This is a genomic window from Ensifer sp., assembly GCF_031989085.1.
Classification (GTDB): domain Bacteria; phylum Pseudomonadota; class Alphaproteobacteria; order Rhizobiales; family Rhizobiaceae; genus Ensifer.
In genome coordinates this window covers 1,398,696-1,410,929 of record NZ_DALZXU010000001.1, presented here as the reverse complement: position 1 = coordinate 1,410,929, position 12,234 = coordinate 1,398,696, and the positions used below count along the sequence as shown (strand labels likewise).

7 protein-coding genes and 1 tRNA gene are annotated in these 12,234 nt (G+C 61.4%); 3 read left to right on the top strand and 5 right to left on the bottom strand.

Annotated features, from left to right (window positions below; all coding sequences use genetic code 11):
- Positions 1-21: 21 nt before the first annotated feature.
- A tRNA-Thr gene (locus tag RTP54_RS06800) sits at positions 22-97 on the bottom strand.
- A 159-nt stretch (positions 98-256) separates the two neighbouring features.
- Between RTP54_RS06800 and RTP54_RS06795 the strand changes: the two genes are divergently transcribed.
- The gene (locus tag RTP54_RS06795) at positions 257-1,030 is read left to right on the top strand and encodes an NAD kinase (protein WP_112818355.1); all 774 of its coding nucleotides are present in this window, start codon (positions 257-259) and stop codon (positions 1,028-1,030) included.
- 113 nt (positions 1,031-1,143) lie between these two features.
- Entirely contained in the window at positions 1,144-1,653 is a 510-nt protein-coding gene (locus RTP54_RS06790) for a hypothetical protein (protein WP_312361659.1), read from the top strand.
- Between the two features lie 184 nt (positions 1,654-1,837).
- On the opposite strand, the gene prfB is transcribed toward RTP54_RS06790, so the two are convergent.
- The 3 genes from prfB to RTP54_RS06775 form a co-directional block, all read right to left on the bottom strand.
- Positions 1,838-2,969, bottom strand: a protein-coding gene (gene prfB, locus RTP54_RS06785; RefSeq protein ID WP_312361658.1) for a peptide chain release factor 2 whose coding sequence is annotated in 2 segments (ribosomal slippage) — positions 1,838-2,899 and positions 2,901-2,969 — 1,131 coding nt in all. Because the reading frame shifts where the segments join, the coding sequence is not laid out codon by codon here.
- A 97-nt stretch (positions 2,970-3,066) separates the two neighbouring features.
- Positions 3,067-5,520 carry a penicillin-binding protein 1A gene (locus RTP54_RS06780; RefSeq protein WP_312361657.1) on the bottom strand — a complete coding sequence of 818 codons (2,454 nt, stop codon included), beginning with the start codon at positions 5,518-5,520 and terminating at the stop codon, positions 3,067-3,069.
- Positions 5,521-5,860: 340 nt separating this feature from the next.
- On the bottom strand, positions 5,861-7,051 hold the full coding sequence (locus tag RTP54_RS06775; RefSeq protein ID WP_409517116.1) for an N-acetylmuramoyl-L-alanine amidase: 1,191 nt from the start codon (positions 7,049-7,051) through the stop codon (positions 5,861-5,863).
- 816 nt (positions 7,052-7,867) lie between these two features.
- Between RTP54_RS06775 and RTP54_RS06770 the strand changes: the two genes are divergently transcribed.
- Entirely contained in the window at positions 7,868-10,696 is a 2,829-nt protein-coding gene (locus tag RTP54_RS06770; protein WP_312361656.1) for a ribonuclease E/G, read from the top strand.
- Between the two features lie 301 nt (positions 10,697-10,997).
- On the opposite strand, the gene RTP54_RS06765 is transcribed toward RTP54_RS06770, so the two are convergent.
- Positions 10,998-12,110 carry a pyridoxal phosphate-dependent aminotransferase gene (locus RTP54_RS06765; RefSeq protein ID WP_409517115.1) on the bottom strand — a complete coding sequence of 371 codons (1,113 nt, stop codon included), beginning with the start codon at positions 12,108-12,110 and terminating at the stop codon, positions 10,998-11,000.
- Positions 12,111-12,234 lie beyond the last annotated feature (124 nt).

The following is a 12,234-nucleotide window of genomic DNA, read 5'->3' as shown; positions in this document are numbered from 1 at the left end:
TAACGACGTTGCTGGAAAAAGTGGTGCCCCCAGAGAGACTCGAACTCCCGACCCTCTGATTACAAATCAGATGCTCTACCAACTGAGCTATAAGGGCACTTTCTGCCGTGGGAGTTATCATAATCTCACGTCGTGTAAAGCAAAATTGCGAATTGTCCCAATTTTTCAGATGCGTTCGGGGTCACTCCGTGCCAGAAACGAAGCCTAGGCTCGGCCACCGCGGCGATGCCCAACCTGTTGAACGGACTGAAAATTCATGGCCCGCACGTTCACTTCTCTCGCGTTCCTGGCGTCCCCTGCAGAAGAGGCGCAAAAGGCGGCGGCCGATCTGAAGGCGATCTACGGCGATCATGATGCTGAGAAGGCCGATGTCATCGTTGCACTCGGTGGTGACGGCTTCATGCTGCAGACGCTGCACCAGACGATGAACACGGGCAAGCTCGTCTATGGCATGAACCGGGGATCGGTCGGGTTTCTCATGAACCGCTACAGCACCGAGAACCTGACGGCGCGGATCTGCAACGCGGTGGAAAATGCCTTTCGCCCACTGGAGATGCAGACCACCGACGGTGACGGCGCGACGTTCAAGGCGCTCGCCATCAACGAAGTCTACCTGTTCCGTCAATCCTACCAGGCCGCCAAGCTGCGTGTCGTTATCGACGGCAAGACGCGGCTCGAGGAACTGACCTGCGACGGGTTGTTGCTGGCGACGCCTGCTGGCTCCACAGCCTACAATCTTTCGGCGCATGGACCGATCCTGCCGCTGGAGGCTCCGCTTCTCGCGCTGACACCCGTCAGCCCGTTCCGCCCGCGACGGTGGCGCGGCGCCCTGTTGCCCAATCACGTGACGGTCGAGATCGAAATCCTGGAGGCGGACAAGCGGCCGGTCAACGCCGTCGCCGACCACCAGGAGGTCAAGTCGGTCGCCAAGGTGCGGATCGCCGAATCGGAAAAGATGACCGCCCGCATCCTGTCCGATCCCGATCATTCCTGGTCAGACCGGATCCTTGCCGAACAGTTTTCCAATTGAGCCGACGGCTCCGAGGCGCGATATGCTATGATTGCGGCGACCGCCGGTTGCCCAGCCATGGGTCGATTCCACAACAAGCACCGCGTCGCGGTTCGAACGGGAAATCAATAGCGATGCACAAGCCACTCATCCTTGCGCTTCTTCTCGCCTTAACCGGCGCGAGCGTCCATGCCGAGGATGCAAACGTGGTTTCGCCGCAAGTGACCTTCGTCACCAGCACCGGCTACTGGGAAGAAAGCGGCGATCCGCTTTCCGGGCTGGATCCCAACAGCGCGCAGGCGGAGCCACCGTCGGAACCGGGCAATGCCGACGTCGCAAGACGCGGCTACTACAAGCTGATCGCGCTTCGGCAACAGGACGGCACAGCGCAGATCCACCTGCAGCAGATCGAGGCGACGCCTGCCGGACCGGAGGTCGTCTCCTCGGCAGAACTGGAAGAATTCTCGTCGCTGAAGGCCTATGTGACCGACATCAGGCCGGAAACGTCGACCGGAGTTACCGCCCAGCCCGGCATGTTCGCGACCGTCTATCTCAAAACCGATCCCGCCGCACGCGAGCCCGAGACCTGGACGGTGCTGATCGACGACCTCGGCGACATCAAGGTCGAGCGGGCATCGAACTGAACCCTGTCTCATAGCCGCTCTGCCATGGTCCTGAGACGACGATCAGAGCAAGGAAAGGGCTTGAGCGCCGCCGCTTGCGTTTGCGGGAAATTTCGATGCGTCAAATACCAAAAAGAATGGCCGGATGAAAACATCCGGCCTTTTTCGTTTCATATCTGCAAGGCGTGAGCCGCCCGCTACCGGACTAGTTCAGGTCATCCACGGCGGCATCCGCACCACCGCTGACGCGGTGGGCAAGGGCAGCCTCCATGAACTCGTTCAACTCGCCGTCGAGCACGTCGCCCGGCGCCGTGCTTTCTACGCCCGTGCGCAGGTCCTTGACCAGCTGGTAGGGCTGCAGAACGTAGGAACGGATCTGGTGGCCCCAGCCGATATCGGTCTTCGATGCCGCTTCGGCGTTGGCAGCGTCTTCGCGCTTCTTCAGCTCCGACTCGTAAAGGCGTGCGCGCAACATGTCCCAGGCCTTGGCCCGGTTCTTGTGCTGCGAACGCTCCTGCTGGCACTGCACGACGATGCCCGACGGTATGTGCGTGATACGCACCGCCGAGTCCGTCGTGTTGACGTGCTGGCCGCCGGCGCCCGACGAACGATAGGTGTCGATGCGGCAATCGCTCTCGTTGATGTCGATCTGGATCGAGTCATCGACCACGGGGTAGACCCAGATCGAAGAGAACGACGTGTGGCGACGCGCGTTGCTGTCATAGGGCGAGATGCGCACCAGGCGGTGAACGCCGGATTCGGTCTTCAGCCACCCATAGGCATTGTGGCCCTTGACGAGCAAGGTCGCCGACTTGATGCCCGCCTCTTCGCCGTCCTGAATTTCCATCAGTTCGACCTTGTATCCCTGGCGCTCGGACCAGCGGGTGTACATGCGCAACAGCATGTTGGCCCAATCCTGGCTTTCGGTGCCGCCGGCGCCCGAATGGACTTCGAGATAGGTGTCGTTCTGATCGGCTTCGCCCGAGAGCATCGCCTCGACCTGCTTCTTGGCCGCCTCGTTGCGCAACTCGCGCAGCGCCTGTTCGGCGTCAGCGACGATGGCTGCGTCGCCTTCTTCCTCGCCGAGCTCGATCAGTTCGATGTTGTCGCGCAGCTGCTGCTCGAAGCGGCGCAGGCCGTTGATGCCGTCATCGAGCTGCTGGCGCTCGCGCATCAGCTTCTGCGCTTCGGTCGCATCATTCCACAGCGACGGATCTTCCGCCTTGTTGTTCAACCAGTCCAGTCGTCTTACCGCCTGATCCCAGTCAAAGATGCCTCCTCAGCAGGCTTATGGCCTGCTTGATTTCGTCGACAATGTTCTCGATTTCGCTGCGCATGATCCTGCTTCTTGTGAACCCGAATTAACGTGAGCGTCAAATAGCGATGCCCGCCGCTGATGTAAAGGCGGCGGGCATCGGGAGACGAAGGATAGCCCTAGAACAGGCCGTTGGAACCGGAGGTGACGGCCTGATTGGCCTGCGGAGAATTCTTCAGGATTTCCTCCGGCGGCACGTACTGGTCGAGGCCGCCGATGACCGAGAAGGTATCGGCCGGACCGGTGCCGGGCTTGAAGGCTTCGATGATGGTGTCCGGCTCACCCTCATAGGCGGCCATGCCGGTCTTGCGGTTGACGGCGATCATGTTCATGCCTTCCGGCACAACGAACTTGCCGGGACGCGAGCCCTTCACGGCTTCCTGCATGAAATTGTTGAAGATCGGCACGGCAAGGCTGCCGCCGGTGGCGCCGCGGCCGAGCGGTGCCGGATTGTCGAAACCGAGATAGAGGCCGGCGACGAGATCAGGCGTGTAACCGACGAACCAGGCGTCTTTCTCGTCGTTGGTGGTACCGGTCTTGCCGGCCACCGGGCGGTCGAGCTTGATCTTGCCGGCGGCGGTGCCGCGCAGGACCACGCCTTCCATCATCGAAGTGATCTGATAGGAGGTCATCGGATCGAGCACCTGCTCGCGGTTGTCGGTCAGCACAGGCTCGTCCTGCTCTGCCCAATCGCCCGCATTGCAATTGTCGCAGGTCCGGTCTTCATGACGGAAGATCGTCTTGCCATAGCGGTCCTGGATGCGGTCGATCAGCGACGGCTTGATCTGCTTACCGCCGTTGGCCAGAACCGAATAGGCCGACACCATGCGCAGAACCGTGGTTTCACCGGAGCCCAGCGACATCGCCAGAAGCGGCGGCATCTTGTCGTAGATGCCGAAACGTTCGGCATACTCGGCAACGATGTTCATGCCCATGTCGTTGGCGAGGCGAACCGTCATCAGGTTGCGCGACTTCTCGATGCCGAGGCGCAGCGTCGACGGGCCGGCCGAGCCGCCGCCGTAGTTTTCCGGACGCCAGACCTGGCCTCCGGCGACGATCTCGATCGGCGCATCGAGAATGACCGATGCCGGCGTGTAGCCGTTGTCGAGTGCTGCCGCGTAGACGAAGGGCTTGAAAGAGGAACCGGGCTGGCGCATCGCCTGCGTGGCGCGGTTGAATTCCGACTGGCCGTAGGAGAAGCCGCCGACCATGGCGAGCACGCGGCCGGTCTGCGGATCCATGGCGACCAGGCCGCCCTGAACCTTCGGAGGCTGGCGCAAGCGGTATTCGCCCTTATCCGCCAGCGGCTCGACATAGACGACGTCACCCGGACCCAGCACACCTTCAGGCGACTTTGCGGATTTGCGTTCGCCACTTGCCGAACGGTAGGCCCATTGCATGTTCTTGGCCGAGATATGACCCGTCACGCGTTCGGCAATGATCTTGCCGGACGCTTCCTTGTCCGGCTGGATGCCGATCTCGACACCCTGGGCATCGGCCGAAAGCACGACCGCCAGCTTCCATTCCGGCACGTCGGACAGCGCAACGACCTTGCCGAGCGGTTCGCCCCAGTCGCCGCCGATCTCGATCGACTTGACTGGACCGTGGAAACCGCGGCGCTCGTCATAGCTGAGCAGTCCGTCCTGCAGCGCCTTGCGCGCGGCGATCTGCATGCGCGGATCAAGCGAGGTGCGAACCGAAAGGCCACCCTCGTAAAGGGCGTTGTCGCCGTATTTCTGGATGATCTGCCGACGCACTTCCTCGGCAAAGAAGTCGGAGGCAAAGAGATGCGCGCCACCGCGGCGCGGATTGACGCCGAGCGGCTGCTGCTTGGCGTCCTCGCCGTCCGTCTTGGTGACGTAGCCGTTCTCGACCATGCGGTCGATGACCCAGTTGCGTCGCTCGATTGCGGCATCCGCCTTGCGGAAGGGATGGTAATTGGCCGGGCCCTTCGGCAGCGCTGCAAGATAGGCGGTTTCAGCGATCGTCAACTCCGTCACGGACTTGTCGAAATAGGTGAGCGCTGCGCCGGCTATGCCGTAGGAGTTGAGGCCGAAGAAGATCTCGTTGAGATAGAGCTCGAGGATGCGATCCTTGCTGTAGGCCTGCTCGATGCGGAAGGAGAGGATCGCTTCCTTGACCTTGCGGTCGATCGTCTGGTCCGACGAGAGCAGGAAGTTCTTGGCCACCTGCTGGGTGATCGTCGACGCGCCGACCGGGCGGCGGCCCGATCCGAAGTTCTGGAGGTTGACGGCGATCGCGCGCGCAAGACCGGTAATGTCGACGCCGGGATGCTGATAGAAGTTCTTGTCTTCAGCCGAAATGAACGCCGCCTTGACGCGGTCCGGGATCGCCTGGATCGGCAGATAGAGGCGCCGCTCGCGGGCGTATTCCGCCATCAGCGCGCCGTTACCGGCGTGAAAACGCGTGGTGACCGGCGGTGAATACTTCGCCAACACCTCGTAATCCGGCAAATCTTTGGTGACGCTGCCGAGATAGATGGCAACGGCCGCGGCGACACCGAGCAGCAAGAACGCACCAATGCCGAAGAAATATCCAATCAGTCTGATCATCAGTCAGATACCGGTACCTTATTATCGTCCAATCGCCAGGCCACTCGAACCGATCGAGACGCTTCCCGTCCCATCGGCCTGACCAAACGCTTCCATCAGAAAACATCTGGCATCGCGGCTATACGCGCCACCCAGCTCCTCATATGGCGAGGGGCACCGGGCATCAACATGTTTCCCAACAAATCCGGGCGCAACACGGGATAGGTCCCGGATTGTGCGTAAAATAGGGCTTGTTTACGATTATCGAGTGCGCATCCTGTTGAAAAGCATATCGCTGTTACCGGGGCGACACAAATCACTTCCTATGCCGCAGTGTCGGACGGCGTGCCGTAACCGGTCGTCAGCCGCCGTTTGCGACCGCCTGCTCGCGGTAGCGCCTTACCGCGACGGCCAGAAGACCGGACACTTTCTTGCGCCATTCGGGGTCCAGCAGCAGCTTCTCGTCGTCCTTGTTCGACATGAAGCCGAGCTCCAGCAGGATCGAAGGAACATCCGGAGCCTGCAGCACACGGAAGCCCGCGTGCCTGTGCGGATTGTTGATCAGATTGATCTGCCCTTCGAAGGACGAAACCACCGTGCGCGCCATGTTGACCGAGAATGCCTGCGTCTCGCGGCGGGTCAGATCGATGAGGATATCGGCGACTTCCGCGGGCTCGCTTTGCAGCGGTACGCCGGCGATCTCGTCAGAGAGGTTCTCGCGCTGCGCCAGATCTGCCGCCAGATGGTCGGACGCCTTGTCAGAGATCGTATAAACGGTCGCGCCGCGAATGTCCTTCTGCTTCAGCGTATCGGCGTGGATCGAGATAAACAGGTTGGCGCCCTTGTTTCGGGCGATCTGGACCCGTTGCGGCAAAGACAGGAACACGTCCTTGTCGCGCGTCAGAAAGGCCTCGATGCCGCTTTCGCGATTGAGGGTGGTGACCAGCTCCTGTGCGAAGGCGAGCGTGACGTGCTTTTCCTCAGTCTTGGTGCCGCTGCCGATCGCACCGGTATCGATCCCGCCGTGTCCGGCATCGATCGCAATTACGAAGGCGCCGCTCTTCTGCGCAGGCGTAACGCTCGGCCGGTCCGTCTTTGCGGCGACGATGGAACCGGTCCACTGCTGTTCTCCCAGAAGGGCATCGAAGCGGGTCTGATCCACCTTCTCCGCATCGATAACGAGGCGGTAGCTTTTACCGCCCTCCTCCTCGATCACTTCGGCATGACTGACGGCGACCGGTCCCTTCGAGGTAAAGACAAGGCGCGAACTGCCGGCACCCATGCCTCCGTATCGAATGGCTTCGAACAGGCCGCGCGCTTCCAGGCTCTCGGCCTTCAGGCCGAAAGCTGTCTCGGGCAGGTCGACGACAACCCGAACCGGATTTGCGACATAATGTATGGAGAATTCCGGTTTGCGATCGAACTCCACCACAACGCGCGTGCGCGCATCGTCGCCGGCCACACGCGCCGCGAACGCCAACAGGGGCGTTGGAGCAGGTTCGGTCGCATGCGCAAAGGTGCCAGCCACCATCAAGGCACCGGCAACGAGCATCGACGCAACGACACGGCCGCGAAAACGCAGCAACCGCGACAACAGTGAAGCGCACATATGATTAGCCGAAGGCTTCACCCCGGTCTCTCCGTCTATCCACGAACATAAAGCGGCAAGCGCGCACGACATTCGCCCGCCATACCGCCACATCCCCCGATCAATGAACCCTTACGGTTAACCAAAGCTTGACAGCGTTCCTGAAGCAACGCGGCCAAGGCATGCGATTCGCCGTCGTCCGACCTACTCTACGGGGGCAAGCGAATCGATCATTATTGTGGCAGCGCAGGCTTTTCCCTTGCCAATGTGACATAGAAAACATAAAAGCATCACAAGGAGAAAGTGTTGACGGGATAGAATCGTCGGCCGGGCAGCCGGAGCTTTCCAGAGCTTGGCGCCAGGGAGTGGTCGGGCCGGAATTGCCGGTTGTAACCGTATCATCTTTCCGCGGCCGCAAGGTGTTCATCCGCCGTCGCTGCATTTCCTCCCCGTATACTGGATCGCAAATTTCCGGCGGTGGCCGGAGCTCTTGGCGGTGATTTTTCACCGGAAAGCCCGCAAGCGGGCGCATTCATCGGGTCTTTATGAGACCTTTGACATTGGCATTCTTGTTTGGTCATTGATGTTGACTCAGCGGTATCGGTCAGAAGTAAAGAGGCCCCGGAACGACATCGTTCCGGCTGCCATCTGGCTGCTGCACCATCACCTGCACCAGACAGGACCTTTCACATCCGGCGCAACATCCGACGCGAGTGGCAGTCTTCCCATGGAAGAACGCCTGCCGCCCGTTCCGTTGTCGCGTCGAGGAGCACCATTTAGATGGCAGAGAAAATGCTTATCGATGCGTCTCATTCAGAAGAGACGCGCGTCGTTGTCGTTCGCGGGAACCGCATAGAAGAATTCGACTTCGAATCGGAACACAAGAAACAGATCCGCGGCAACATCTACCTCGCAAAGGTAACGCGTGTGGAGCCCTCGCTCCAGGCCGCCTTTGTCGACTACGGCGGCAACCGCCACGGGTTCTTGGCCTTCGCCGAAATCCACCCCGACTACTATCAGATCCCGCTTGCCGACCGTCAGGCGCTGTTGAAGGCTGAAGCCGAAGAAGCGCGCCGCGACGACGATATCGAACATGTCGAAACGGCAACGCCGACGCAGACCACGCTCGGCGTTCCCGTCGATCTGGACGTTGCCGTCGAGGCGGTTGAGGCGGAAGTCACAGCCGAGGTCGCCGAGGTAGCGCCTGAAGCCGTCGTCGAGACCGAAGCGCCCGCCGAAAAGACCAAGGCGAAGCCGAAGCGTCCCCGTCGCACCAAGGCAAAGATCGCCGAAGAAGCTGCTGCTGCGGCTGCAGCCGAAGAGGCCGGCGAAGACGGCAATGGCGGCGAGATGGCCGCCATGGTCGACACCGATTCGATCTCCGAAGATGTCGACAGCCGTCGCCGTCGCGATGACGACGACGATGATGACGACAATCACGACGGCGAAAAGGAAATCATCGAGTCCGTCGGCGCCGAAGACGCGATGGAAGAGGTTCCCGATCGGCATGTTCGCAAGCCGCGCAAGCAGTACCGTATCCAGGAAGTCATCAAGCGTCGCCAGATCCTGCTCGTTCAGGTGGCCAAGGAAGAGCGCGGCAACAAGGGCGCAGCGCTGACGACCTATCTGTCGCTTGCCGGTCGCTACTCGGTGCTGATGCCCAACACGGCCCGGGGCGGCGGCATTTCCCGCAAGATCACCAACTTGCAGGACCGCAAGCGCCTGAAGGAAATCGCACGTGGCCTCGAAGTGCCGCAGGGCATGGGCGTCATTCTGCGCACGGCCGGTGCAAACCGCACCAAGGTCGAGATCAAGCGCGACTTCGAATATCTGATGCGCCTTTGGGAGAACGTCCGCACGCTGACGCTCAATTCCACGGCCCCCTGCCTCGTCTATGAGGAAGGCAGCCTGATCAAGCGCTCGATCCGCGACCTCTACAACAAGGACATCAGCGAGATCGTCGTTTCCGGCGAAGAAGGTTACAAGGAAGCCAAGGGCTTCATGAAGATGCTGATGCCGAGCCACGCCAAGGTGGTTCAACCTTACCGTGACGTGCATCCGATCTTCTCGCGCTCCGGCATCGAAGCGCAGCTTGACCGCATGCTGCAGCCGCAGGTGACGCTGAAGTCCGGCGGCTACATCATCATCAACCAGACGGAAGCGCTGGTTTCGATCGACGTCAACTCCGGCCGCTCGACCCGCGAGCATTCGATCGAGGACACGGCACTTCAGACCAACCTCGAAGCCGCCGAAGAAGTTGCGCGCCAGCTGCGCCTTCGCGACCTTGCCGGTCTCGTCGTCATCGACTTCATCGACATGGAAGAAAAGCGGAACAACCGCTCTGTCGAGAAGCGCCTGAAGGATTGCCTGAAGAACGATCGCGCCCGTATCCAGGTCGGTCGCATCTCGCACTTCGGCCTGCTCGAAATGTCGCGCCAGCGTATCCGCGCTTCGGTTCTCGAATCGACGATGCAGACTTGCCCGCATTGCAACGGCACGGGTCACGTCCGTTCGCAGTCGTCGGTCGCGCTGCATGTCCTGCGTGGCATCGAAGAGTATCTGCTCAAGAACACCACGCACAACATCACGGTGCGCACGATCCCGGATATCGCGCTCTATCTGCTCAACCACAAGCGCTCCACGATCATGGATTATGAGCAGCGCTTCGGCGTCTCGATCATCATCGAGGCTGACGCCCATGTCGGCGCGCAGCACTTCGCGATCGATCGCGGCGAACCGGTGGAAAACCCGGTCAAGATCGAACAGATCCTGCACTTCGAGCCGGAGCCTGAAGAGGACGACGATATCGTCATCGAAGAGGATCTCGACGAAGAAGAAGCAGAAGAAGTCGTGGTCGAACAGCGCCAGGAGCAGCCGAAGGCTGCCGCCCAGGCCGACGACCAGAACGGCCGCAAGCGCAAGCGTCGCCGCCGTCGGCGTGGCAAGGGCAGCCAGCAGGCTGAAGGCGCTGCCGCGCAGGACGGCGATACCGCCGATGATGCCGAAGACGCCGCCGAGACCGATGGCGACGAGGACGAAAACGATACGGATGCGCTGACCGCCGACGGCGAACAGAAGCGCAAGCGTCGCCGCCGCGGCAAGCGCGGTGGCCGTCGCAACCGTCCAGAATTGGGCGAAGGTGAAGTCGAGGGCGAAGAGCAGGCTGCTGCATCTGCCGACGGCGAAGCCGACGAACAGGGCGATGCGGAAGCACCGTCGGTAGCCGAGATTGAAGCGGTCGCCGTGGTTGCCGAAGCCGAGATCGTTGCGGAAGCCGTGGAACCGGTCACCGAGAAGGCCGCCAAGCCGAAGCGCACACGCAAGAAGGCCGTCAAGGCCGAGGAGCCTGTGACGAGCGCCGACGAAGCTGCCCAGAGCGCGGTCGAAGCACAGCCGGAAACGGCAGCCGAGGAGCCGGTCCCGGAAGCAATCGTCGAGGCTGCCGCTGATCTCGACGAAGGCAAGCCCGCCCGCGCGAACCGCGACATCTCGACGATCGCCTCGGAGCCGGTGCTGACCTCGACGGTCACGAACAAGACCGAAGGCGCCGAGGAAGACCAGTCCAAGCCCAAGAAGGGCGGATGGTGGCAGCGTCGCGGGTTCTTCTAAGCGACCCGCTCACCTTCGAAAGAACAGAAAAGCCCGGACATGGTCCGGGCTTTTCTCGTTTGGGGCGTTTTCGATTTATCAGGAAACATCGAAATGCTCGGTGTGTCCGTCTCGACGCACGTCTGACGCAAGACTGCTGCACATTTTTCTGGGAAACGTGACGGTCGGCGACGCGCGGCTCGTTTGGGCGCAAGCCTGCGCCCGGCGACAAGACCAGAGTGCCTGTCTACCTGACAATTTGAATCAAGGGTTTCTCAACGAGAATCCGGTGACGGACCCAAGCCGTTGAAATGACTGCCGATCAGGAAATCCAGCGGGCAATGCGGTCCATGGCCTCGCTCATGTCCGCGGTCGACCCGGCATAGGAGAAACGCATCGTCCTATGACCTTCAAGCGGATCGAAATCGAAGCCGGGTGTCGCGGCCACATTGATTTCCGCCAGCATGCGGCGGGCAAACGCCATGCTGTCATTGGTAAAGCGGCTGACATCCGCATAGGCGTAGAAGGCGCCATCCATCGGCGAGGCGATCGTGAAGCCGATTTCCGGCAGGCGCTTCAGCAGCATCTCGCGATTGGCGGCATAGGCGGCCTTATAGCCGTCGAGTTCGACCTGTGCGCCAAGGGATGCCTCCGCCGCGATCTGCGACAATTCCGGCGGCGAGATGTAGAGGCTCTGGGCGATGCGTTCGAAGCCGCGGACCTGCTTTTCCGGTAGCACCATCCAGCCGATCCTCCAGCCGGTCATGCAATAATATTTCGAGAAGGAGTTGATCACGACGACGTCGTCCGTCACCTCCAGGGCGCTTGCCTCCTCGCCGGCAAACGTCAGGCCGTGATAGATCTCGTCGGAGATGAAGGCGATGTCTTCGGCGCGACAATAGTCGGCGAGCGCCTTCAGACCCGCCCTGCCCGTCACCGTTCCGGTCGGATTGGCCGGGCTCGCCAGCAGCACGCCCTTCAAGGGGCGCCCGACCCTGGCGGCGGCCCGCGCCAGGTTTTCCGGTGTCAGCGTAAAGCCACTCTCGGCATTGGCTTCCACCTCCACGACCGTCAGGCCGAGGGCTGCAAGAATGTTGCGATAGGCGGGATAGCCCGGCCGCGCGATCGCCACGCAATCGCCCGGGTCGAACAGGGCAAGGAAAGCAAGATTGAACCCGGCCGACGAGCCGGTGGTCACGGCGATACGTTGCGGGTCGAGCGCAATGCCATGGCGATTTTGATAATGCCTGGCGATCGCGGTTCGAAGCGAAAGCGTGCCGAGCGCATCTGTGTAACCCAGCCGGCCATGCTCGAGCGCCTTGCGCGCCGCATCCAGCGCAGCCTTCGGCGCGGCGTGCGCCGGTTGGCCGACAGCCATGGAAATCACCGGATGGCCGGCGTCGCGCCGGCGCGTCGCCTCGGCAAGGACATCCATGGCGTGGAAAGGTTCGACGGCGCTGCGGTTCGACAATTCTACCAAGGCGATTTCCTCAAGAAGCGGCGCGGAGCAACCTGCGCTGATACCCAGGGAGCCCCTTTGCCCGATCATCTGAAGCTTC

Coding starts and splice junctions, on each gene's coding strand:
- RTP54_RS06770 (WP_312361656.1), top strand. CDS start 7,868: ATGGCAGAGAAAATGCTTATCGATGCGTCTCATTCAGAAGAGACGCGC.
- RTP54_RS06795 (WP_112818355.1), top strand. CDS start 257: ATGGCCCGCACGTTCACTTCTCTCGCGTTCCTGGCGTCCCCTGCAGAA.
- RTP54_RS06765 (WP_409517115.1), bottom strand. CDS start 12,110: ATGGATGTCCTTGCCGAGGCGACGCGCCGGCGCGACGCCGGCCATCCG.
- RTP54_RS06790 (WP_312361659.1), top strand. CDS start 1,144: ATGCACAAGCCACTCATCCTTGCGCTTCTTCTCGCCTTAACCGGCGCG.
- RTP54_RS06775 (WP_409517116.1), bottom strand. CDS start 7,051: ATGCTCGTTGCCGGTGCCTTGATGGTGGCTGGCACCTTTGCGCATGCG.
- RTP54_RS06780 (WP_312361657.1), bottom strand. CDS start 5,520: ATGATCAGACTGATTGGATATTTCTTCGGCATTGGTGCGTTCTTGCTG.